This window comes from Deltaproteobacteria bacterium (assembly GCA_019308995.1).
Lineage (GTDB): Bacteria > Desulfobacterota > Desulfarculia > Adiutricales > JAFDHD01 > JAFDHD01.
Genome location: JAFDHD010000053.1, coordinates 1 through 22,196, shown reverse-complemented (window position 1 = coordinate 22,196; position 22,196 = coordinate 1). Strand labels below are relative to the sequence as shown.

Sequence of the window (22,196 nt, the reverse complement as noted above, 5' to 3'; positions counted from 1 at the left end):
TTATGTCCCCCACCATTTAATGGCTCTAGCTGAATGCATCATCCTCCGCCGATAAAAGGCAGGAATGAGACCTCATCGTTGCCTCTCAGGATCATTTCCATGGTTGCAACCTTATTGTTGACGGTTACCAGAAAGGCATTTTCAGGAAAGGGCAGCTCCGGGTAAGACGCCTTGACATAAGCCAGCACATCAGCCACTCGCGTCTCTTCTGACAAGGGGACCTGCATCCGATCCGTCCTGGCTAAAGTGCGCTGCAGCCCAAGAAAGCAAACCGAGGCAAACATCACTCAAACCTTTTTAACAAGGCCTCGGATTTTTCATCAAGCAGGTCAAATTTCTCCAGGGTGTCCCGGAGCGGCACCGCATCAGGGGAATAACCTTTGGCCGGGTATACCTCATCACAAAGCCTTTGATAAGCCGCCTGCCTGTATTTCAGGACTGCCTGGTGTCTTTCCTTAGGGGAGACCGGAAAGCCGTCGCCAGCTTCCAGCTGCTCCTTGAGCCAGGCATCGTAATGATCAGCCCTGGATTCATATTCATTAAAGAACGCCGGCCCCATAGCTCGCAGAGGTATCTGGTCGAAGGCCCTGGTTCCTTTGCCTTGACGCAAATTGATCATTTTTTGCAGAACTTGCAGCCGCTCGGAATCATCAAGGATGTCCTGAAGGCTTTTCTCGGAACCCGTGGTCGCGTTGAAATATTTTACATAGTAGTTCAGGGACGGCTGATTCTGAGAGGGGTTATCGGTCTGGGCCGCTTCTGGGTGGCGCACGTCAATAAAAGGCAGCTTACAGAGCCCCACGGCGTTGAACCAGGTGCGGATCAAGGGAAACCACTTCAAGGCCCTGGCCTTCATTTCAAACGAGGGTATCTCGTTATGAACCTGATCAATAAAGATGAGCCAGGCCTCATCGTGCTGAGGCCCTTTGAGGGAGAATCCGTATCCTCCCTGCTGGGCCAGGGATTCTTTGGTGCCGTACATGGAAAACTCAAGGCCCTTGACTTCCATGCCAAACTTGTTCAATTCGGCCATGGTTTCATCAAAGGATGCGCCTGTTCTGGCTGAATATTTCTTGGCGACCCAGGCCTTGGCCCGGTGGATGCCCTGACCGCACAATTTACCCAGGCCTGTGCCTCCGGCTGTTTCATGAAGCAGCCGGTCTGCGGCCTGGGTGTTGCCCCAGGACAGGTCATATCCAGTGTCTTCCTGAGAGAGGTAGCCCCGCTGAAAACACTCCATGAGAAACGAAGCGCTCACCCCCATGGATATGGTATCCAGGCCGTACTCATCGCAATACCAGTTATACTCCATGACAAAGTGCGGATCGAAGATGCCCATGCAGGTAACAGCCCCCAGGGTCTCATATTCCGGTCCGTCAACGCTGATCTTTTGACCGGCCATCGGCCCCCGCGTCAGGGTGATGTCCTCCGCTCCTTTGGCGCAGGCCAGATTACAGCCGAGGTAGCAGCCGTCCGGAACCTTCTGGTTGAAGTAGCGATCAAGGAAGACATCCGCAAAAACCGAGGCCGCCTCTGGATGCTGACCATACTGATAATTGTGTACGGGCAGGCAGTGAAATTTATTCATATACTCTACCAGGACAGGGGTGCCCCATGCGCTGAGACGGAGCTGCTTGGGGTCTTCCTGGCTCAGCACCTTTTTTAGATTCGCTCCGGCCTGCCGGACCCCTGCCTTATCAACGGGATTATTGGCCTGGACACGGGCGCGGCTGGAACGGACGATCACGGCCCTTAAGCCTTTAACCCGCATCACCGTGCCCGTTCCCCCGCGGCCGGCCTGTTTGCTCCGGATACGGCCTCGCCGTTTATCAAAAAAGAGGCTGTTTATGATGCCAAATCTTGCATTGAGAGCGCCCATGCCTGTGGTTACCGCGGCGAGATTTTCGTCGAGCTCACCGCCATTCACGTTTTTGAGAACTGCGTCGCCATAGGTCAGGCCGCCCCGGTCAATCTCTGTGCCAAAAACAGGGGCTTCGGCGAGACTGATAGTCCCTGCATCAGCATCTAGTATCAGGATTACATCCTGACTGGAGATTCCTTTAACAGCCAGGGCGTCAAAGCCGCACATCTTGAGCAGCGGCCCAAAATGCCCCCCGATATTCGAATCTATAAAGGTTTCGGTCAGGGGAGAGATGGTCCCCACGATGAACTTGCCTGAGCCTGGAAACCTGGGCTCGTTGCCCAACGGTCCGCTGGCCATGACCAGGATGTTTTCCGGGCTGTTGTAACGAGTTTCCCTGGTTGTCCCGTCCCAGATCAGTTTCAGGGCGTAGCCGCGGCCGCCGATGTATTTCTGTTTGAACTCAGGGGCCAGCTCCATAATAGAAATCTTTCTGGAGCTTAAATCAAGCTCAAGAATCCTGTCTGTATAACCGCCTTTAATGGGCGCGGCTTCATATTTTATTGATTCTAATATTTTTATCTTTAAGTTCACCTAAAATTTATCGTGATGTGTAAATTCGCTGATTTCGCGGCGCTTGGGGGCTGGTGAATCTTTGGCCGCGTAACCCATCGGGATGAAGGCCACCAGTTCATAGCCCTGGGGTACGCCTAAGACCTCTGCCGCCTTATCAAAATTAAAGAAACCCACAATCACCGTGCCCAAACCCAGGTTGTGCGCGGCTAAACACAGGTTTTGAGTAGCGATTCCAAGATCGAACATGAACCAGTCTCCAAGCTTGGTTATGGATTGGCTCTTGTAGTATCCTGAGGACTCAAGTTTCCCGCAAAGTGCTATGACCACCGGGGCGTCAATCATTGCTTTTGCCGCGGGATTACCTTTTCCCAGGGTGGCCCGTAAAGCTTCTTTGACGCTTTGATCGCGCACGATCACGATTTCCCAGCATTGAGTGTTGGCCCAGGAAGGCGCCCAGCGGACCGCTTCCAGAACCTCATTCAGATGTTCTGCCGGGATTTCCTTTTCATCGTATTTTCTTATGCTTCGCCTGCCTTTAACAATGTCCATAAAATCTGCCATTGATTTTCCTTCAAGATTGATGGGTAGTTAACAAGTACCCGCATCTAAGCGGAAACCAAGTTGATACACAAGAATGCAACTTAACAGAACTCCTGTTTTTAGTCAATTTTCAAAAGGTTTATATTAATGTGAGATTAAAGCCCGAGATATACGTGAGCAAATACCTTGGCGTCGGCCAGCAGGTTTGAAAGAAGGCAGCTTTCGTTCGGGGCGTGAGCCGTGCCTTCTGCGGTTGACCAGACCGCGGCCGGAAGTCCCTTCTGCCGGAAAAAGCCCGCGACTGTTCTACCGCCGATGCCCATGGGCCTGGCCTCGCGATCGTGAACAACGGCCACGGCCCGCTTAAGCGCCTGAACCACCGAGGCGTCGGTCGGCGTCGGTTCTGGGGCAGGTCCCTTGAAAGCCTCTAACTGAACCCTGACCCCGCTTTCAACCGCCGCCTGCTCGGCCGCCTCCCGGGCCTTGGACTCAATCTCGCCCAGGTCGTAATGAGGCAGAATCCTGGAGTCAAAATAAAAAACGTCTTCGCCCGGAATGGTGTTCACGTTGAGCACGTTGGCCTCCTTCTTGGTAGGCTCAAAGGTGCTGACGGGTGGGGCGAAAAGCTCATTCGAATCATTGAAGGCCGCGTGCAGGGCCTCATCCACCGCCGTAATCATCCTGGCCGAGGCGCGCAAAGTGTTGGCCCCGGGGCGGGGCATGCTGGCATGACACTGGATACCGCTGACAATGAATTTAAGCGCCAGGATGTGTTTTTCCGAGACCTCGATCATGGTCCCGTCCGGCGCGCCCGCGTCTGGCACGATGATCAAATCCTTCTCAGAAAATAAATCAGCCCTGGTGCGGAGGACATGCCTCAAGCCGTAAGATGAACCGGTCTCCTCATCCGCCACGAAGATCAACCCCACGGACAGGGGCGGAAGGACGCCTTCGTCCTTCAAGGCTTTCATGCCGAAGTAAGACGCAACCAGGCCTTGCTGGTTGTCTTCGACCCCGCGGCCAATGAGACGGTCGCCTTCGCGGCGCAGGACAAAGGGGTCTGAATCCCATAAAGATCTCTCCCCGACCGGTACGATATCCGTGTGCGACAGGACCCAGACCGTAGTGTCGCTCTGGCCCTTGAAAAGGCCGATGATATTAGGCCGCTGGCCCCCGGGGACCCTGTCGTCCGGCGCATTCAGTTCTAAAGTCTCATCAGGATTGAGCCGGACCAGCCACTCCTTTATCACCTCAGCCTTGGCTGCCTCGCCTTCACCGCCGTTATCCGGCCCAATGGCCGGGCAGGCCACCATTTCGGATTGAAATTGAACCATCTCTTCAGCGTAAGTTTCTATGCGCGCTGTGACGCGGTCCCACTGATCGGTCATAATAAGATATCCTCCTTCAGGCTTGGGTTTGAGTCTGGTTTTAAGGCAGAGGTAAACCCCGCCTCGACATTCCCCTGGCGCACCACGCAAATGTAGGGGCAAGGTTTATCCCCGCCCGGCGAACCATAATTGGCAGACTTCCTCCTAATTTACACGATATATAACCCTTTAAATAGCACACTCAAGCCTTTTCTGCCGCGCTGCCCAGGATAGTTCGGCCTCAGATGGACGGATATAGAGAGGAACGATTAAGGCCGGGTCTGACTCAACCCCCTCGGCGAAAAGAGCCATGCCCAGGCGCGCGGTAATTGCAGCGCGGGGATAATCCAGTTCCTGAGGGGCTCGAATGTAAAGCGGTCCCAGGGTATCAGACAGAACCCGGCCCCAGGTCCGGGCCGCGTCTCCGAAAAAGGCGGTTTCTTCCTTGATCAACTCGGCCAGTCTCTCGGGCTTAAAGGCCCCGAACTCGGTTAAACGCTGAATGGTATCGCCAGAGCTGAATTTATACAGGGCCGCGTAAACCTCTCCTTTACGCGCGTCTATCATGGGGCAGAACTGGCGAGGGCCGGGAGTCAGATTTCGAGCCAGGGTGTCCAGACTCGGAACGCCGACCAGAGGCTTTTGAGCCGCCCAGGCCAGCCCCTTGGCCGCGGAGAGCCCGATCCTCAAGCCGGTGAAGCTGCCCGGACCGACGGTCACGGCGATCAGGTCCAGATCGGAGACGCTCATTCCTGTCTCGCTCAGCAGCCGCTCCACAGATGGCAGCAGGGTTCGCGAGTGTGTCAGGCCCTCAGCCACAATTAATTCAGCCAGGGTTTTATTCTCATCAACCAGGGCCACACTTCCCACCGCGGTCGAAGTTTCCATGGCTAAAGCAATCATGATTCCACGCGGTCGTGGTAAGCGTCCCCGGTGCTATTTGGAAAAGATACGGGACAACCCGAAGATGCGGTCCAGATCATTATAAAAGATGATAACCATGAAGAGGACAAGCAGGATAATGCCTGCCTGCTGGGCAATTTCCCGGGTCCTGAGGTTCACAGGTCGGCGGAAGATCATCTCCATGATGCAAAAGAACAGGTGGCCGCCGTCAAGGATCGGGATGGGGAAAAGGTTGATGATCCCCAGATTGACGCTGAGCACCGCCATCATGATAATGAGGTTCAGCACACCGGCCTTGGCCTGCTGACCGGCGATCTGCGCGATAAAAATCGGTCCGCCCACGGTCTTTAAGGGGATTTTCCGTTGGATCAGTTTGATGACTGAAAGCACCGTAAGTTTGGTGACGTCCCAGGTCCTGATGACGCCGTAGTATAAGGCCACAACAGGATTGACCGACTCGATGACCATGTCCCCCCGGGCAATGATCCCGATCTGAGGCGCCTGACTCTCCTCACCAAAGATATTCTGTACCATCACCATCTTGGGCCGAACCCTGACGGTTATGGTCTGATCCCCGCGCAGGAGGGTGATCTCCACCTCTCTTCCCTGCCCGGCCCTGATACCGGTGGAAACGTCTTCCCAGTACCTGACCGCTTGACCGTCAATGGCCAGGATTTTATCTTCGGCCTTGATACCGGCCTCTGCCGCAGGCATATCTTTATTGATTTCACCGATAGAAGGGCTCAAATGGGGTATGCCTTGGATGGAAAAGACGAGGCAGAAGACGATCACTGCAAAGATAAAGTTAAAAGCCGGACCGGCAAAGACAATCAGGAATCGAGCCCAGGGTGGTTTGTGTGTAAAAGACCGGTCCTGCTCTTCAGGGGATATCTCCTCTTCTTCATCAGGGTTTTCTCCAAACATCCTGACGTATCCCCCCAGGGGAATCCAGGAGATGAGGTACTCGGTCTCACCGATCTTCCTGCCTATCATCTTAGGGGGAAAGCCGAGGGAGAACCGCTCGACCCGTACCCCCAGGGCTTTAGCCGCCAGGAAGTGTCCGAGTTCATGGGCGAAGATAAGGACACCCAGGACGATTATGGTCGAGACGATGTAAATCATTATTCTGAAGCCCTCTTTGTCTTCGTGATGATATCTTTGGCCTTTTTTCGGGTTTTCTGGTCAACCGCCAAGACATGTTCCAGATCGCGCACGGGCTCTATTGGTTCCTCATTCATAGTCTGCCGCACCACCGGGCTGATGTCCAAAAAATCCAGGCCACCATTAAGAAAAGAATGAACCGCGATTTCGTTGGCGGCGTTAAGTATCACTGGGCTCGTGCCGCCTCGACGTCCAGCTTCCAGGGCCAGGGCCAGGCAGGGGAAGGCCTCGAGGTCCGGTTGGCTGAAGCTTAAATCGGGCAGTGAAGGCAGGTCAAGACGAGGCAGGTCAAGAGGCAGCCGTTCTGGACAGGACAAAGCATACGCGATAGGCACCCGCATGTCCGGACAACCCATCTGAGCCAGGACTGACCCGTCCACAAACTCGACCATGGAATGAACCACGCTTTGAGGATGAATCTGGATGCTAATCTGTTCCAGGGGATAGTTAAAGAGCCACCGCGCCTCGATCGCCTCCAATCCCTTGTTCATCAGGGTGGCGGAATCAATGCTGATCTTCGCCCCCATCTTCCATTTAGGATGGGCCAGGGCTTCCTTGCGGCTGACTTCAGCAAGTTCCTGCCGGTTTTTTTCGAGAAAAGGCCCCCCGGAGGCGGTTAGAATAATGCGCTTGACATCCTCGATCTTATGTCCGCTCAAGACCTGAAAGATGGCTGAATGTTCACTATCAATCGGAAGAATTTGAACATCCCTGGCCCTGGCTTCGGACATGATCAGCTCCCCGGCCATGACCAGTGTTTCCTTGTTGGCCAGGGCCACTCTTTTTCCGGCCTGAACCGCGGTCCAGGTCGGCCTCAACCCGGCGGCCCCAACCATGGCCGAAACCACGGTCTCAGCCTCATCTGCTGAGGCGATTTTCAGGTACCCCTCCTCACCCCAGACCACCTCAACGTTTAAACCCGGGTCCAGAAGCTGCCTCAAGCGCCCGGACAGGCCCTCGTCCAGAACAGCGGCCAGCCGCGGCTTAAATGCAGCGATCTGAGTCGCAAGCAAGTCCACGTTCCGGCCGGCGGCCAAGGCAACCACTTCGAAGCGGTGAGGGAGAAATCGAACGATATCCAGGGTCTTAACGCCAATGGATCCTGTTGATCCAAGAATGGCCAACTTTTTCCCGCCTAGTTTCATCCGTCAGTTCCCAGATCCAATTCGAAAGACAACAAAGAAATAAACCAGTGGAATATTGAAGAGCAGGGCGTCAACCCGGTCCAGAAGCCCTCCATGTCCGAGAAGGAGTCCCCCGCTGTCCTTGACGCCGGCCGCCCGTTTGAGCATGGACTCGAAGAGATCACCCATCGCCCCCCAGAATCCCATCAGTATACCCAGCAAGATCGCCTCGTACCAGAATATTCGCCCGGGCAGCAGTATAAGAACTGACGCCAGGGCCACCAGGCTGGCTCCGATGATCCCTGCCAGCAGGCCTTCAAGGGTTTTATGCGGGCTGATGGATGTATATAAAGGACGACGGCCTAGGCTTTGTCCGACGTAATAAGCGGCGGTATCGGCTAGAAAGGTCACAAGCAGGATGAAGGTGATCCAGAGGTAGCCGTCGGTCAAGGCATAAAGACAGATAAGAAATGACAAAACCAGGCTGATATAGACATGGCCCAGGCTGAAAAAACCAACCTGAGCCGCAATTTCCGGAATGGAGCTGTGATGGAAAAGAAAATAGAAGAATCCCAGCCAGAGGGCTACGACGAGGGAAATAATGTGAGAGCCAGGCAAATTCAATCCCGCTCCAATCATGATTAAAACCAGGCCCAGGACGCCGATGAAGCTGAGTGTTAATCCCGGGGACCCAAGAACCATGGCATAATATTCTCTGAGAGCCAGAATACCGACCAGAATAACTGCAAGGTCAAAGACAATCGGCTGTCCCGCAAAGATGACCGCTCCCAGAACAGGGACCAGAATAAGTGCGATCAACCACCGACTTGCATGTGAGGAAACGTCCACGGATTAGACTTCTCCTGACGAAGCGGTCTGGGCTTTCGTCTTTCCGAAGCGCCGCTCCCGTCGCTGAAAGTCCTTCAGGATTTGAATGTATTCTTCTTTCCTGAAATCAGGCCATAAGGTGGGAGTAAAGTAGAATTCGGTGTAAGCGAGCTGCCAGAGCAGGAAGTTGCTTATGCGGTATTCACCGCTGGTTCGAATCAGCAGGTCCGGATCGGGCAGACCGGCCGTATTTAAAAAACTGCTGAAAACATCTTCAGCCACCTCCTCAGGTTTCAGGGTCCCGGCCCGGCATTCCCGGCCAATGGCCTTGACGGCCTGGATAATGTCCTGACGGCCGCCGTAGCTCAAGGCCAGAGACAGGATCATATCCTTATTGCGGGCCGTTTTTTCCATGATCTCATTAAGGAGCTTTCGAAGCGACCGGGACAGGCGTGACAAATCTCCGATGGTGGTGAGCCGGATGCCGTTTTTCAGCATCTCATTCAGCTCTCTTTTCAGGTAACGGTTCAGAAGCCTCATCAAGGCATCAACTTCAGCCTTGGGCCGCTCCCAGTTTTCTGCGGAAAAGGCAAAGAGGGTTAGAAACGGAATTCCCAGCTCACGGCTGGTTTCGGTAACCACGCGCACGGATTCCGCTCCGGCCCGATGCCCTTCAATCCGGCTTAAACCGCGCGCTTGCGCCCACCGGCCGTTACCATCCATGATGACGGCCACGTGACGTGGTAATTTCTGTTCGTCCAGGTCTAGCACTGTGACGCTATTATATCATCCTTTTACGAAAAAAAACGTGGCGGCTTGAGAGCCACCACCATTTTTGATTAATAACAGAGGAAAGCCTTAAGTGGCTCGAAGAGAATATATCATCAAAATTCAAGAACCTCCTTCTCCTTTACCTGGGACATCTCATCAATTTTCTTAATAAAATCACCGGTGATCTTCTGAACTTCATCCAGGGCCCGGAAAGATTCGTCCTCAGAGATCTCCTTTTCCTTTTTAAGGTCCTTTATGATGTCATTGCTGTCACGCCGGATACTGCGAAGCGCTACCTTGCTTTCCTCAGCTATCTTTCTGACCACCTTGACCAGGTCCCGACGTCGCTCCTCAGTCAGAGGCGGGATGGCAATCCGCAAGACCTTCCCGTCGTTCATCGGGTTTAAGCCCAGTTCGGATTTCAGGATCGCCTTCTCAATGTCACCCAAGACCTGCGGGTCCCAGGGCTGGATCAGGATCAGTCTGGCTTCTGGAGTTGATAAGGAAGCGAGTTGGTTCAGAGGGGTGGGGGTGTCATAGTAATCTATCCGGATTCCATCGAGCAGGGAGGTCGAGGCGCGGCCAGTGCGGACCCTTTTAAAATCCCGCTCCAAGGCAACCAGGCTCTTGTCCATACGCTCTTTTAGCTCCTCATAAACCTCGTCCAGCATATCAGCCTCCATCATCCGGTGACCAGGGTTCCTACCGATTCGCCGGATAAAACGCGCCTTATAATGCCTCGGGTGGAAAAATTAAAGACATTAATGGGCAGATTGTTCTCCATGGCCAGTGAAATGGCCGTCGTGTCCATGACCTTCAGGCGTTTTTCAATCACCTCCATGTAAGTCAACCTGGGATAAAATTTAGCGTCAGGGTTTTTTTCCGGATCAGAATCGTAGATCCCGTCTACTTTGGTAGCCTTGAGGAGGATCTCGGCCCCCATCTCGTTCGCCCGGAGCACAGCGGCCGTGTCTGTTGTGAAATATGGATTACCGGTGCCTCCGGCAAAGATGACCACCCGACCTTTTTCCAGGTGGCGGATGGCCCGTCGGCGGATATATGCCTCAGCCACTCCCTCAACCTTCAAGGCAGACAGGACCCTTGTTTCAAAGCCCTGCGCTTCCAGGTACTCCTGAATGGCCAAGGCGTTTATAATGGTGCCCAGCATGCCCATGTAGTCTCCGGTCGTACGTTTAAGACCGGTTTCTTCGAGGCGTTCGCCACGAAAGATGTTGCCTCCGCCCACGACCAGCGCAAGCGCCAGGTCAGTGGCCAGGTTCAAGACCTCGACTATTTGATCAGTGATGTTTATGAGCGCCTGAGGATCAATGCCAAAACCATCAGGGCCCTGTAAGGCTTCCCCGCTGAACTTCAGGAGTACCCGAGAATATTTAAAGGCCGCGTCCATGCCTCCCCCGAAATAGGGCTATTCCTTCGCTTCCTCCAGCGCCTCACCCAGCTGAAACCGTATGAACCGGCGGATGTTGATGTTCTCCCCGAGGCTGGCTATGGTTTCATTGAGAAAATCCTGGATGGTTTTATCAGGGTCTTTAACATAGGCCTGGTTGAGAAGACAGACGTCTGTATAAAACTTCTTTAGCTTACCCTGCACAATCTTATCCAGTATCTTTTCCGGTTTCCCCATATCCAGGGCCTGGGCTTTATATATTTCCCGTTCCCTGGCCAGGACGATTTCGGGCAGGGATTCCGGATCAATGCAGATGGGATTTACCGCAGCCACGTGCATGGCTAGATTATGCACGAAGTCCTGGAACTGGTCGGTTTTAGCCACGAAATCGGTTTCACAGTTGACCTCGACCAGCACCCCGAGACTACCGCCACTGTGAATATAGGCATGGATCAGGCCGTTTTGAGTCGCCCGCCCGGCCCGTTTTCGGGCGGTGGCCAGACCCTTCTGGCGCAGAAAATCCATGGCCTTTTCCATGTCTCCATTGGATTCCTTCAGGGCTTCCTTGCAGTCCATCACCCCGGTGCCGGTCTTGTTTCTGAGTTCCTTGACCATACTTGCTGTGATTTCCACAATTGACTCCTTAGTTCTTATATAAAGACCCGACGGCGTCTCGGGCCGTATGATGGTCTATTCTGACTCCTGGTTCTCTTCCTCACTCTGGTGCACGACGATTACTTCAGGCACGGCGGGCTCCATATCCCTCTTGCTTCTGGGCTGTCCCGAAACATAAGCCTGTCCAGGCGCGGCCTCTTCCATGACCCCCTCCTCAGCTTCAGCCTCGACTTCCTCCTCGGCCGCCATTCTTTCATTGAAGCGCTCTCGACCCTCAACACAGGCGTCGGCAATCCGGGAGGTCATCAGTCGGATGGCCCTGATGGCGTCATCATTACCGGGGATCACGTAATCAATTTCATCTGGATCACAATTAGAATCCACCACGGCCACGACCGGGATTTGCAGCCTCCGCGCTTCAGAAACGGCGATCTTCTCCCGTCGCGGATCAATGACAAAAAGCGCTCCAGGCAGCTGCCCCATATCCTTAATGCCGCCCAGATTCCTTCTCAATTTCTCCATCATCCGCTCCATGGAGAGGATCTCTTTCTTGGGAAAGTTATTTATAGAGCCGTCTTCTTTCATCGTTTCCAAATGCTTAAGCCGATCAATACTTTTCTTGATCGTCTGGAAATTAGTCAGCATCCCACCCAGCCATCGGTGGTTGACATAGTACATCTCCGCCCGGATAGCTTCCTCATAAATCGAATCAGCCGCCTGTTTTTTTGTGCCCACGAAAAGGACGGAATGGCCGGTGCTTACGGTTTCGACGACGAAGTGGTAGGCCGTTTTAAAGAGCTGAACCGTTTTCTGAAGGTCAATGATGTAGATGCCGTTTCGAGCCCCGAAGATATAAGGTTTCATCTTCGGGTTCCAACGCCGGGTTTGGTGGCCGAAATGAACCCCGGCCTCCAAAAGCTGCTTCATCGTTACTTGCGACATAATAAATTGCTCCCTTTACGGTTATTTCTCCGCCCCGGCCGTAACCGACACTCAACCCGACCACCGGGCACCGCATGCCTAGCCGGAGCGTACGTGATTTAACCGAAATTAATTATCACAGGATACCTTCTAGGGCAAGCTTTAAATGTCCCCCATGATTTTATATTTTCCTAACTAATCCACCTGATTGTTTTTTTCTTTTTGCTTTTTTCGCCCTGCCTGGTTTGAGTGCTTATATTCCGGAAAGACGCTTCAAGACGGAATAAAACGATGGTGGGCCTGACTTGATGGAAATTATCATTAAAAAACAATAAGTTTTATATTGAAGGGGGCCAACAGGCCCTCGTCCTTTCCAGGACTTTGAACCCAGAAAATTTTTCTTTAAAAAAAATGAGCAAAATTGATTTGAGTCAAGGTTTTTAAACGCTTCTGCGGATATGATGTACTCAAAACTGAGATAGGAGGTAAGGGGCGATGAGTGTCAGAAAGATTATACATATAAACGAGGAGAAATGTACCGGCTGTGGCGACTGCGTTATTAGCTGTGCCGAGGGTGCGCTGGAAATTGTGGATGGCAAGGCTAAATTGGTCAGCGATATCTATTGTGACGGGTTGGGGGCCTGTTTAAACTGCCCCGAAGGCGCTCTCGAGCTTATTGAAAGAGAGGCCGGGGAGTTTGATGAAAAAGCCGTTGAGGTTCATCTTGATCAAAAGAAGGCCGAACAGATGGCGTCTCATCCTGAAGAACTTGCCTGCGGCTGTCCTGGCAGTATGTCTCGCGAGCTGAATTTCGCTCCGGCAGACCAGGCAAGCGGTTCGGCTCCAGCCTCTGCCCTTGGCAACTGGCCCATTCAGCTTCATCTGGTTCCAACCAAAGCGCCGTATTTTGAAGGGGCTAAACTTCTCATTGCCGCGGATTGCGCCGGTTTTACCCTGACCAACCTGCACCAGAGCTTTCTCAAGGACCGGACCCTGATCATTGCCTGTCCGAAGCTGGATGATGCGGCCTTTTACGAAGAAAAGCTTGCGGAAATTTTTCGGAGTAATAATCTGGAGGCGATTACCATCCTTTACATGACGGTCCCCTGCTGCTCAGGGCTGGTCAATCTGGTTCAGCGCGCCCTTAACAGGAGCGGAAAATCCATTCCTCTGGATTCGGTGAAGCTTGATTTTAGCGGGGAAGAGATCAGGGAGAACGAACAAAGGCTGGCGGTCTAGCTAACTGTAATACAAACGTTTTTCATGAAGGATTTAGTTTATCCCAGCAGGATGAAAGGAAGGTTAAGATGTCTCAAACACAATGCCCCGGGCAGAATATGATGTTCTGGAAGCCGGGCGACATTTTTGAAATTACTTGCCCGAATTGTCATACTCAGGTAGAATTCTGGAAGGACGATGCCCAGAGGCGCTGTCCAGGGTGTGGGCATGTTTTCCCCAACCCGAAACTCAGCCAGGGCTGTGCCCAGTGGTGTGAGTTTGCAGATAAATGTCTGGGGCTCAACCGGCCGGCCTCAGGCTAGCTGAAAGCGGGTTGATTCCAGAAAACAGGCATGGGGCTGACTGAAGCTAAAGACAGGATTATTTTATTTTTATGCCTTGGCGTTCGCCTGACGACCTGACTCCGGTCGGGCAGATCATTTCTTCTTCCCTGGAACACGGATTCCTGGGTTTGGCCCGAGAATTGAGCAAGGTGTTTGAAGTTTGGCCTGAGGCGGTGGGGTCATTCGTTGCCGCTCGCTGCCGGCCCGAATCCATCCAGGGCGGACGCCTGACCGTTTTCGTGGAGAGTTCGGTCTGGATTGACCGGCTGGCTTACTCTAAGGCTGAATTTATCGAAAAGATAAACAAGGCGGTCGGAGCGCCGCTTGTTCAGGAAATCATTTTCAGGGTCGAGCCTGCATCATCAAATCCGCCGACCTGACACCCCCTCCCCGGAAAGAATAGCTTCCATCTCGGCAGAATATTTATCTCCTTTCAGATAAACATACAATGGAGGGCAGACCTCTATCTCCTCGCCTCCGTCCAGACGAGCTTCAATAAGGGCCAAGCGGGCCTTATCACCGGGACGGCTGTAAACCAGGCGCAGTCGTTTGGGCTCCAGGCCGATTTGACGCAATTCAACCGCAAGACTCGCCAGCCTGGCGGCGGGGTAAATGACCGTGAAAAGGCCGCCAGGCGCCAGCAGCCTGACCGCTGCTCGGGCGGCAGTGGCTAAACTGCCTATCAATTCGTGCCGCGCCGCGGCTTCCTCCTGGCCCGGACTGATGCGGCCCGTTCCAAGACGCCGGTAAGGGGGGTTACATATGACGTGTGCGGCCGGCCCGCCAATTCGTTCTGGTGTGAGTTTCGACCAGTCCAGTTCCAGGACCTCGACCAATGCCTCCAGGCGGTTGGCCCTGACATTCAACCTGGCGCACTCGGCCAGTCGGGGCTGGATTTCAACGGCCAGGACCCGGCCGCGGGCCATCCGCCGGGCCAGGATCAGGGCCACGACCCCCACCCCTGAACCGAGGTCCACCGCCAGCTGCCCCGGCTTCACCCGTGTGAAGTCAGCCAGGAGAAGAGCGTCAAAGGCAAAACGGTAGCCGGACCGCGGCTGGAGGATGGTTAAGGCTCCCTTGTATATCGTATCGGCAGTCAGATCGGAGGAGTTTTGATTCTCTGACAGCACCCGCTCAAGATCCTAAAGCGCCGCCTCGATCTCCTCAGAGGGATCGAGAAGGTTGAAGATCAGGCCGGTAATGACCTTGGGGAAGAAGTAAGTTGATTTACTAGGCATGATCAGACCGGCCTCGGCCACGGCCTGCACATGTTCGATGCGGGTTGGGTTGAGGATACAGGCCATCTCGACCTGTCCTTCATTTACTTGCCGGATGGCATCACCGGCCCGGCTGGTGTAGGTGATGCGCTTTGGATCATCAAGGCCTTTTTCTGTAAGCCCTATAATTTCCTGGAGTACCAGGGCGGTGAGTACCACCGTGTCCAGCTTCCTTAGAGGCGGCGCCCATGCGTCAAGAGAGGTCTCTTTAGCGATCGCGTTTCGGAGTTTCAGAAGATAGTAGGTTTTAGCCAGATGAGTGAAAAGGCCTAAGGCGTTCCCGGTACGGTCTTCCCTCTGAAGCTGGCGTAAAAAGGCCCTCCGGGTCGCACGCTCTTCGACCCGGGAATAAGAGAAGGTTTGGACGTGAAAAAAACGCTCCAGAGAAGTTTCCAGTTCTTTTTTGGAGAGACTCAGGGTGTTGCTGATCAATCTGTGAGCCGGGAGAATGGCCAGTCCGGGGTCGGAAATAGCGCACAAATATACCATGGTGTAGTTAAGCGATGACTGTGGGCTGAATTTGACTCCCCTCTCCGCTTTAATGCGTCGGTAGTTAAGAGCGGTTTCGTATCGGTGGTGCCCGTCTGCGATGTAGACGGTTTTATCCAGCATGAATTTGCTCAAGGTCTGAATGACGGACAGGTCGGTGATGGGCCACACCCGGTGCCCGCGGCCCTCAGGGTCCATGAAATCGAACACAGGCTCCCGCTCGATTTGTGATTTAAATATCCGGGGTGACTCACGCTCTTCATCCGAATAGACCGCAAAGATTTGACTTAAATTAGCATTCACATTCAGCATGAGATCAAGTCGTTCGGCCTTGGTGGAGGAAAAAGTGCGTTCATGTGGCCGCACCCTGGCCTTTTCATTGAAATCCTCTAGCTTGAGCAGGGTTACGAACCCGTGGCGCGTCTTTCGCTGCCCGGTCATCGGGTCAGTGAAATCTAATTCCTTATAATAAATAGCCGGCTGTTCCTGCCGGATGAGGATTTCGTCTTTGAGCCACTGATTAAATGTCGCGGCGGCGCGCTGGTGCCAGTCATACGGGCTCTGGTCATCAGGATGACCAGCCCCAAGGATAAGGTGCATCACATTATTTTTATGCGCCTGGTGAAAGGCGGTTTGCTCCTTCGGGGTTACAACATCGTAAGGAGGCCCAACCAGGTCCCTGAGATTGCCTGCTGTTGAAGTATTGTAAACAATGCCCTTTAACGGGGCGATTACAGCCATTTTTATCCCTTTAAGCCTGCGAGTCGGCTAGTTGTCGCTACCATATTCAGCCCGATTCAGTCAAGGGCAATATTTTTTTGACGGCCGTATAATACCGGCGGCCTTGTCTTTGACTGAAGGCGAACCAATAACAGCCTTGTTTAACCCTCACGATGATCTTGTCCTAAAAGTGCCACTGATTTTTAGCCGCATTAGTTGATTTGAAGTCATGATCGCCGCCAGCGTTAATCCTGGCAAGTTACAGTTATAAGTAATGTTATTGACAGAAGTTAACTTTTATGGCAAATTAACATAATAGGGGAATGGATCGTATCCCTGGAGTTAAAAATATTTTTCATCACATCTTTATTATTGCCTCTGATTTAACGTATGCCTTTTCTTTTCGCTTCTCGTGAAGATAGACTGGGTTTCCGTTTTGAGATTAAGGAGCGGGCCGTCCTGGGCCGATCACCTGAATGTGACCTTATCATCTTTGGTCGCGCCGTCTCACGGTTTCATTCTGAGATTGAAAAAGGCGGGGACGGATACCGCCTCAAGGATTTAAACAGCTCAAACGGGACCTTCCACAACGGGGTTCGGATTCAAGAATCCACGCTCCTTAAAAGAAACGATGAAATCAGGCTCGGGGACGAGCTCTTTCTTTTCGACCCTGATCTGGATGTGGCGGTCGGTAAAAGAGGCGTGGTGTTCCTCGTGGGTGAGGTTGACGAGAATCCAGAAGGTCTCATCGAAGGAACCGGGGAACCCAATCTGGCTTTATTGGATCGAAAAGCCATGGCCGCTTTATTCAAGGTGGCCGCGGCCCTGGCCAAGACCACCAAGATGTTTGGGGTCGTCAGGCAGCTTGTTTATGTCCTGGATAAGCTTTTCGAGGCCAATCGAGTGGCCGTGCTTTGGCCTGAAGGCGCGGACTGGAATCATTTGACCGCTCTGGTAATTCAGCCCCAGGATCAACAAATAGTCCTGCCACAGCCCCTGGTCAATCGAGTCCTTAAAAAGGGTAAATCTGTCATCTGGCCCACCGTGGTGACTGAACTGGATTTCAGGGGCGGAAACCGCATCCTGCATGATAAGCCTCTGCGGTCCCTGACTGTTCCCCTTAAGATCAAGGAAGGGCCGCCGGGGCTGATTTACATTGAAAGTCAGACCCGTGAATATTCTGAAAAGGACCTCAATTTTTTAACCGCTCTGGCTGCCCTGGCCAGCCCGGCTATCGTCAATGCAATGCTTATTCGTGACTTGAATCGTCGAGCGGCTCAGGAGGAAGAGGCTGCTAGCGAGCGAATCCATCTCATTGGTGAACACGAGCAGGTCAAGGCGTTGCGGGCCATGACGGCTCAGGTGGCGCAGACGGATGACAGAATCCTGGTCGAGGGTGAGGCAGGTACAGGCAAGGAAGTCCTGGCCAAGCTGATTCATTCCTTAAGCCCCCGTAAAAAATATCCATTTGTCTACATCAACTGCGCCTCGATTCCGCCGAACAGTATTAGCCGTGAGTTATTCGGTCAGGAGGCCGGGACGGCTGGTGAAGATGACTGGCCGGGGCTTCTGGAAGAGGCTGAGGGTGGTACTGTCTTTCTTCACAATATCAATCACTTGCCATTATCAGATCAGGCCTATTTGCTTCGGACCATTGAGGAAGGCATTGTTTATCGTGTCGGTTCCACACGGCCGCGGCCGATCAACTTCAGGGCCATCACCTCCAGCACCGCAGACCTGAAAACCCTGGTTGAAAAAAATCAATTCCGGGCAGACCTTTATGATCGGATCTCTGAAGTCATACTGGCGACCTACCCTTTAAGGGAGCTGGGTGAAGACGTGATCCTTCTGGCCAAACATTTTCTGGCCGAGGTGGCCAGAACCGAGGGGCACCCGTCTCCAGAGATGGACCCGGCAGCGGCTGATTGTCTGCGAGCTTACTACTGGCCTGGAAACGCGGGTGAATTGAAAAACGTGATCGAGCGCGTCACGATGTTTCATCAGGGAAACCGGATTATGGTTGAAGATCTTCCTCTGGAGCTGCGGCTGGCCGCCCAGGCCTTTAAAGCCGGAGTCGGAGAGAGGTCTCCTGACTCGGTGATTGAGGTGGAAAAGGACCTGATTCGTAAAGCTCTGGCCAAGACTGACGGGCAAACGGAACAGGCCGCTGAGATTCTCGGGTTAAAACCAGCAGAACTCGAGGAAAAAATCCGGCGTTATGGTGTCTCTTTGGAGCAGACCGTGGTCATACAAACCACGACCTAATTATTACTCTAGCGCCGCTGATACCGGCTGAAAGGAGGTTGATTTCGATTGGACGAAGGCCCATCACACCGATTAATCGCTAAGATTAAAACCCTTTTTGGGCGTCGTGATCCGAATCGCGCCGCTACTAAATTTGAGGAGGACGTTCAGGAGCTCATTGACGAAGGCGCTGAAAAAGGTGTGATCACCTCAAAGGAAGGCGAGATGATCCAGAGTATCTTTGATTTCGGTGACACCATAGTCAGGGAGATCATGATCCCTCGCACCGATGTGGTAGCAGCTTCTCAAGACGCCACTCTAAGCGAAGTCATCCAGTTATCTCGCCAGCACGGACACTCCCGCCTGCCAGTTTATCAAAAGGATATTGACCATATTGTGGGTATTCTTCATGTTAAGAACCTTCTGGACCGCTGGGGGTCTCCACCGGATGAGGCTTTGTCCAAGAACCTCCTGCGGCAGCCTTACTTTATCCCTGAGGTTAAAAAAATAGGAGAACTCCTGGCAGAATTTCGAACCCGAAAGACCCACATGGCTGTTGTTCTGGATGAATATGGAGGCACCGCCGGTCTTATCACTCTTGAAGACATCATTGAGGAAATCGTTGGTGAAATTCAAGATGAGTATGACACTGAGGATCAAAGGATTATTCGCCTCAGCAATGATACCGTCCTTGTTGACGCCCGTCTCCACCTCGAGGAGCTATCAGAGTTTCTGAACATCGAACTTCCAGAAGGAAACTATGACTCCGTGGGCGGGTTTATTATTGATTTGTTGGGCAAGGTCCCTGAAGTGAAGGAGCAGATCGAGTTCCAAGATCTGCTTATGACCATCCGTTCGGGCGATGAACGCAAAATCAGTCAGGTCGAGATCAAGTGCCTTGATCATACCGATATATTAAATTCCGGGAATTCCTGATCAATGCCAGGCCTTTCAACCTTCAGCCGCGCGCTCGGTTCAGCGCGGGGCCGATCGCACGATCTGGTGTTTTATTTTCTGGCCATCTCCTCTGGAGTTTTGCTTTCCCTTGCTTTCCCGCGACCCAGCCTTTGGCCCTTGATTTTTGTGGGGCTGATACCTTTGCTTTTTGCCTGCCAGGGCCGAGAGCTCAAGTCTGCCTTCGGTTTCGGCTATCTGACCGGTCTGGTCCACGCCGGGACCCTGCTTTACTGGCTGGTTAAAGTTCTGACCTTTTACGGCGGCTTACATCTAGTGGTGGCGCTGCCTGTTTTTTTTCTGCTCGTGGGTTATATCTCTCTTTATCCAGCTCTTTTTATGCTGGGCCTCTCGCTGTGTGAAAAAGGTCTTAAAGCGGCCCCTGGCGGCTTGTCATGGGTGCTGGCGGGTGCGGTCATTTATACCGGCCTGGAATACCTGAAAGGGATATTTCTAAGCGGTCTTCCCTGGGAACCCTTAGGAGCGGCATTGATGGCCTCCTTGTCTTTGGTACAGTTTTCCGATATAGTTGGTACGGGCGGGTTGACTTTCATTGTCGTTGCGGTCAACTTGAGCCTTTTTGCCTTGGTCCTTCGGTGGCAGGCAGGAGATTTAAAAGCCGTTCTGATCCGGGGGGCCGTTATTTTAATCGCCTTGTGCGGACTATGGGGTTACGGCCATTTTCGACTGGCTGTGGTCAAGGATTTGATCGCAGCGGCTCCAAGCCATAAGGTGGCCATAGCCCAGGGAAATATTGACCAGTTGCATAAATGGGACCCGGTCTATCGGGTCAGTATCTTGAAGACTTACCAGGACCTCACCCTGCGCGCGGCCGAGGAAAACCCCTGGTTAATCATCTGGCCCGAGGCCGCGACGCCGTTTTTCTTTCTGAAGGAGCAGGGGGGAACGACCTGGCTAAAGGCTCTGGTTAAGCGGGTCGGGAAGCCATTACTTTTTGGTTCGCCAGCTTATGAAGAATACGGAGATGACGAGAAGTACTACAATCGGGTCTATCTGGTTGACCGGCACGGCGAAGTTAAGGGTTACTATGACAAGGTGCGCCTGGTTCCTTACGGTGAGTTTGTGCCTTTGAAGCGATTCTTTCCATTTTTGGGCAAGATTACTCAAGCTGTCGGAGATTACTTCGGTGGAGAAAAAAGTCGCTTGATTGAGTTTGGAGAAGAACGGATCGGTGTTTTAATCTGCTACGAGTCTCTTTTTTCAGGCCTGGTCAGAGACCAGGTTGTGAAAGGGGCCGATTTCCTGGTTAACCCGACCAATGACGCCTGGTTTGGCCGTACTTCGGCTCCGCATCAGCTTCTGCACCAGTCTGCCTTGCGGGCCGTGGAGAACCGTCGCCCCATGATCCGGGCGGCCAATACCGGCATAAGCGCCATTATCTGGCCCACAGGTGAGATTAAGGCCAGGCTGGGCTCTTTTGAGCAAGGTGTAGTTTCGGGCTTGGTCCCGCGCTTGAGTGAAAAAACTGTTTATACGGCCATTGGCGATCTCATTCCTCAGGTCTGCCTGGTGGTGGCCATTATCGTCATTGCGGCTGGAATCATAAGGAGAAGGAGAGATGCTTGCGGATCTGAAAACGAGGTTTAAGGAAGTTCAGGAACGCTATTTTGTCTTGCGAGGTCATCTTTGACCTGTCCAGCTTAAATGAGCGTCTGGCTGCTTTGGATCAGATGATGAGCAAGCCCGGGTTCTGGGATGACCCGGGGACGGCGCGGGAGGTGACCCGAGAGCGGAACTTGCTGGCCGCCCGCTCCGAAGTCCTGATTTCCCTGGAGAGCGAGTTGGAAGAGGCCGAAGTCCTGCTCGATCTGGCTCTCGAGGAGAATGACGAACAGACGGGCAAGGAGGTTCTTAAAAAGACCGCGGATCTGGACGAGGCTTTGAACAAGTTCGAGATCGAGCGGATACTTTCCGGTCCCCACGATCTGAACAGCGCCATCGTTGACATCAATGCCGGCGCCGGAGGCACAGAGGCTCAGGACTGGGTTGAGATGCTGCTGCGCATGTATTTGCGCTGGGTTGATCGCCAGGGCTTCAAGGCCAGGATCGTGGACTCCATGGAAGGAGACGAGGCCGGGATCAAGAACGTGACCTTTACGGTGAGCGGAAAGTATGCCTACGGTCTTCTCCGATCCGAGATCGGTATTCACCGCCTGGTTCGTATCTCGCCTTTTGACGCCAGCAGCCGCAGACACACCTCGTTTGCCAGTGTCTATGTGACGCCGGAGGTTGATGAGAGTATCGTGATTGACCTCAACGAAAAAGACCTGCGCGTTGATACCTTCCGGGCCAGCGGCGCTGGTGGGCAGCATGTAAACAAGACCAGTTCAGCCGTGCGTATCACGCACCTGCCTAGCGGGATAGTGGTGCAGTGTCAGGATGAGAAGTCCCAGCACCGCAACCGGGAGCTGGCCATGAAGATTCTTAAAGCCAGGCTCTATGAGCTTGAAGAAGAAAAAAAGGCCAAGGAACTGGCGGAGAAACATCAGGAGATGAAGGAGATCGCCTGGGGGAGTCAGATCAGGTCATACATCCTCCACCCCTACCGCCTGATCAAGGATCACCGCACCTCGGTCGAAATAGGCAATGTTGACGCCGTGCTTGACGGTGACCTGGAAGCGTTCACCCAGGCCTACCTCCTCCAGCAGGCCGGGCTGATTGAGAAACCTGATCAGAAGGCGGGAAACAACAGAAAAGCAGGAAAATAAATGAAAATATTTTTATTTCAATAAGGAGTTAGCTAGTGCCTGTCCGGGAATGAGGTAATTCAGTTCAGGATAAGCGTCAAATAGCAATTGTCAATCGTTTCATTTCGAATGGTCGAAATGAATTTAACTTATTTAAGTTAAATAAT

22 protein-coding genes are annotated in these 22,196 nt (G+C 53.1%); 7 read left to right on the top strand and 15 right to left on the bottom strand.

Going from position 1 to position 22,196, the window contains the following annotated elements:
• Positions 1-38 precede the first annotated feature (38 nt).
• From JRI95_10220 to rpsB, 13 genes are all read right to left on the bottom strand, one after another.
• Positions 39-287, bottom strand: coding sequence for a MoaD/ThiS family protein (locus JRI95_10220; GenBank protein MBW2061921.1), 249 nt, complete (start codon positions 285-287; stop codon positions 39-41).
• Complete coding sequence (locus JRI95_10215) at positions 284-2,455, bottom strand: aldehyde:ferredoxin oxidoreductase (GenBank protein MBW2061920.1); 2,172 nt, start codon at positions 2,453-2,455, stop codon at positions 284-286. The genes JRI95_10220 and JRI95_10215 overlap by 4 nt, the downstream gene beginning before the upstream one ends.
• Complete coding sequence (locus tag JRI95_10210) at positions 2,456-2,998, bottom strand: nitroreductase family protein (protein MBW2061919.1); 543 nt, start codon at positions 2,996-2,998, stop codon at positions 2,456-2,458. It lies immediately after the preceding gene.
• 134 nt (positions 2,999-3,132) lie between these two features.
• The gene (locus JRI95_10205; protein MBW2061918.1) at positions 3,133-4,365 is read right to left on the bottom strand and encodes a M20 family metallo-hydrolase; all 1,233 of its coding nucleotides are present in this window, start codon (positions 4,363-4,365) and stop codon (positions 3,133-3,135) included.
• Between the two features lie 168 nt (positions 4,366-4,533).
• On the bottom strand, positions 4,534-5,232 hold the full coding sequence (gene tsaB, locus JRI95_10200) for a tRNA (adenosine(37)-N6)-threonylcarbamoyltransferase complex dimerization subunit type 1 TsaB (GenBank protein MBW2061917.1): 699 nt from the start codon (positions 5,230-5,232) through the stop codon (positions 4,534-4,536).
• A 48-nt stretch (positions 5,233-5,280) separates the two neighbouring features.
• Entirely contained in the window at positions 5,281-6,369 is a 1,089-nt protein-coding gene (rseP, locus tag JRI95_10195) for an RIP metalloprotease RseP (GenBank protein ID MBW2061916.1), read from the bottom strand.
• The gene (locus tag JRI95_10190; protein ID MBW2061915.1) at positions 6,369-7,553 is read right to left on the bottom strand and encodes a 1-deoxy-D-xylulose-5-phosphate reductoisomerase; all 1,185 of its coding nucleotides are present in this window, start codon (positions 7,551-7,553) and stop codon (positions 6,369-6,371) included. The genes rseP and JRI95_10190 overlap by 1 nt, the downstream gene beginning before the upstream one ends.
• Before the next feature lie 3 nt (positions 7,554-7,556).
• Positions 7,557-8,381, bottom strand: a complete 825-nt coding sequence (locus tag JRI95_10185) for a phosphatidate cytidylyltransferase (protein ID MBW2061914.1) — start codon at positions 8,379-8,381, stop codon at positions 7,557-7,559.
• 3 nt (positions 8,382-8,384) lie between these two features.
• Positions 8,385-9,131 (bottom strand): isoprenyl transferase, encoded by a 747-nt coding sequence (locus JRI95_10180; protein MBW2061913.1) that lies wholly within the window; start codon positions 9,129-9,131, stop codon positions 8,385-8,387.
• A gap of 113 nt (positions 9,132-9,244) precedes the next feature.
• A complete protein-coding gene (frr, locus tag JRI95_10175; GenBank protein MBW2061912.1) occupies positions 9,245-9,802 on the bottom strand; it encodes a ribosome recycling factor in 558 nt (185 codons plus the stop codon).
• An 11-nt stretch (positions 9,803-9,813) separates the two neighbouring features.
• Positions 9,814-10,539 (bottom strand): UMP kinase, encoded by a 726-nt coding sequence (locus tag JRI95_10170; protein MBW2061911.1) that lies wholly within the window; start codon positions 10,537-10,539, stop codon positions 9,814-9,816.
• An 18-nt stretch (positions 10,540-10,557) separates the two neighbouring features.
• Entirely contained in the window at positions 10,558-11,175 is a 618-nt protein-coding gene (gene tsf / locus JRI95_10165; protein MBW2061910.1) for a translation elongation factor Ts, read from the bottom strand.
• 54 nt (positions 11,176-11,229) lie between these two features.
• A complete protein-coding gene (gene rpsB / locus JRI95_10160; GenBank protein MBW2061909.1) occupies positions 11,230-12,096 on the bottom strand; it encodes a 30S ribosomal protein S2 in 867 nt (288 codons plus the stop codon).
• 474 nt (positions 12,097-12,570) lie between these two features.
• On the opposite strand from rpsB, the gene JRI95_10155 reads away from it, so the two are divergent.
• The 3 genes from JRI95_10155 (at position 12,571) to JRI95_10145 (ending at position 14,017) form a co-directional block, all read left to right on the top strand.
• Positions 12,571-13,314 (top strand): 4Fe-4S binding protein, encoded by a 744-nt coding sequence (locus tag JRI95_10155; GenBank protein ID MBW2061908.1) that lies wholly within the window; start codon positions 12,571-12,573, stop codon positions 13,312-13,314.
• A 68-nt stretch (positions 13,315-13,382) separates the two neighbouring features.
• Positions 13,383-13,616 (top strand): hypothetical protein, encoded by a 234-nt coding sequence (locus JRI95_10150; GenBank protein ID MBW2061907.1) that lies wholly within the window; start codon positions 13,383-13,385, stop codon positions 13,614-13,616.
• 71 nt (positions 13,617-13,687) lie between these two features.
• Positions 13,688-14,017, top strand: a complete 330-nt coding sequence (locus JRI95_10145; GenBank protein ID MBW2061906.1) for a DUF721 domain-containing protein — start codon at positions 13,688-13,690, stop codon at positions 14,015-14,017.
• Here the strand turns inward: JRI95_10145 and JRI95_10140 are convergent.
• Together JRI95_10140 and JRI95_10135 are read right to left on the bottom strand one after the other, a co-directional pair.
• Positions 14,000-14,767 (bottom strand): methyltransferase, encoded by a 768-nt coding sequence (locus JRI95_10140; protein MBW2061905.1) that lies wholly within the window; start codon positions 14,765-14,767, stop codon positions 14,000-14,002. The two genes, JRI95_10145 and JRI95_10140, sit on opposite strands and share 18 nt — an antisense overlap.
• 12 nt (positions 14,768-14,779) lie before the next feature.
• On the bottom strand, positions 14,780-16,144 hold the full coding sequence (locus tag JRI95_10135) for a DUF1015 domain-containing protein (protein MBW2061904.1): 1,365 nt from the start codon (positions 16,142-16,144) through the stop codon (positions 14,780-14,782).
• 369 nt (positions 16,145-16,513) lie between these two features.
• Here JRI95_10135 and JRI95_10130 point away from each other — a divergent pair, with 369 nt between their 5' ends.
• From JRI95_10130 to prfB, 4 genes are all read left to right on the top strand, one after another.
• Positions 16,514-18,388: a sigma 54-interacting transcriptional regulator gene (locus tag JRI95_10130; GenBank protein MBW2061903.1), complete on the top strand. Its 1,875-nt coding sequence runs from the start codon at positions 16,514-16,516 to the stop codon at positions 18,386-18,388.
• Between the two features lie 204 nt (positions 18,389-18,592).
• Entirely contained in the window at positions 18,593-19,303 is a 711-nt protein-coding gene (locus JRI95_10125) for an HlyC/CorC family transporter (protein ID MBW2061902.1), read from the top strand.
• Positions 19,304-19,306: 3 nt separating this feature from the next.
• On the top strand, positions 19,307-20,929 hold the full coding sequence (gene lnt / locus JRI95_10120; GenBank protein ID MBW2061901.1) for an apolipoprotein N-acyltransferase: 1,623 nt from the start codon (positions 19,307-19,309) through the stop codon (positions 20,927-20,929).
• Positions 20,930-20,946: 17 nt separating this feature from the next.
• Positions 20,947-22,050, top strand: coding sequence for a peptide chain release factor 2 (gene prfB / locus JRI95_10115; GenBank protein MBW2061900.1), 1,104 nt, complete (start codon positions 20,947-20,949; stop codon positions 22,048-22,050).
• The last annotated feature ends 146 nt before the right edge of the window (positions 22,051-22,196 follow it).

Coding starts and splice junctions, on each gene's coding strand:
- JRI95_10210 (MBW2061919.1), bottom strand. CDS start 2,998: ATGGCAGATTTTATGGACATTGTTAAAGGCAGGCGAAGCATAAGAAAA.
- JRI95_10205 (MBW2061918.1), bottom strand. CDS start 4,365: ATGACCGATCAGTGGGACCGCGTCACAGCGCGCATAGAAACTTACGCT.
- tsaB (MBW2061917.1), bottom strand. CDS start 5,232: ATGGAAACTTCGACCGCGGTGGGAAGTGTGGCCCTGGTTGATGAGAAT.
- rseP (MBW2061916.1), bottom strand. CDS start 6,369: ATGATTTACATCGTCTCGACCATAATCGTCCTGGGTGTCCTTATCTTC.
- JRI95_10190 (MBW2061915.1), bottom strand. CDS start 7,553: ATGAAACTAGGCGGGAAAAAGTTGGCCATTCTTGGATCAACAGGATCC.
- frr (MBW2061912.1), bottom strand. CDS start 9,802: ATGCTGGACGAGGTTTATGAGGAGCTAAAAGAGCGTATGGACAAGAGC.
- JRI95_10170 (MBW2061911.1), bottom strand. CDS start 10,539: ATGGACGCGGCCTTTAAATATTCTCGGGTACTCCTGAAGTTCAGCGGG.
- rpsB (MBW2061909.1), bottom strand. CDS start 12,096: ATGTCGCAAGTAACGATGAAGCAGCTTTTGGAGGCCGGGGTTCATTTC.
- JRI95_10155 (MBW2061908.1), top strand. CDS start 12,571: ATGAGTGTCAGAAAGATTATACATATAAACGAGGAGAAATGTACCGGC.
- JRI95_10150 (MBW2061907.1), top strand. CDS start 13,383: ATGTCTCAAACACAATGCCCCGGGCAGAATATGATGTTCTGGAAGCCG.
- JRI95_10145 (MBW2061906.1), top strand. CDS start 13,688: ATGCCTTGGCGTTCGCCTGACGACCTGACTCCGGTCGGGCAGATCATT.
- JRI95_10135 (MBW2061904.1), bottom strand. CDS start 16,144: ATGGCTGTAATCGCCCCGTTAAAGGGCATTGTTTACAATACTTCAACA.
- JRI95_10130 (MBW2061903.1), top strand. CDS start 16,514: ATGCCTTTTCTTTTCGCTTCTCGTGAAGATAGACTGGGTTTCCGTTTT.
- JRI95_10125 (MBW2061902.1), top strand. CDS start 18,593: ATGATCCAGAGTATCTTTGATTTCGGTGACACCATAGTCAGGGAGATC.
- lnt (MBW2061901.1), top strand. CDS start 19,307: ATGCCAGGCCTTTCAACCTTCAGCCGCGCGCTCGGTTCAGCGCGGGGC.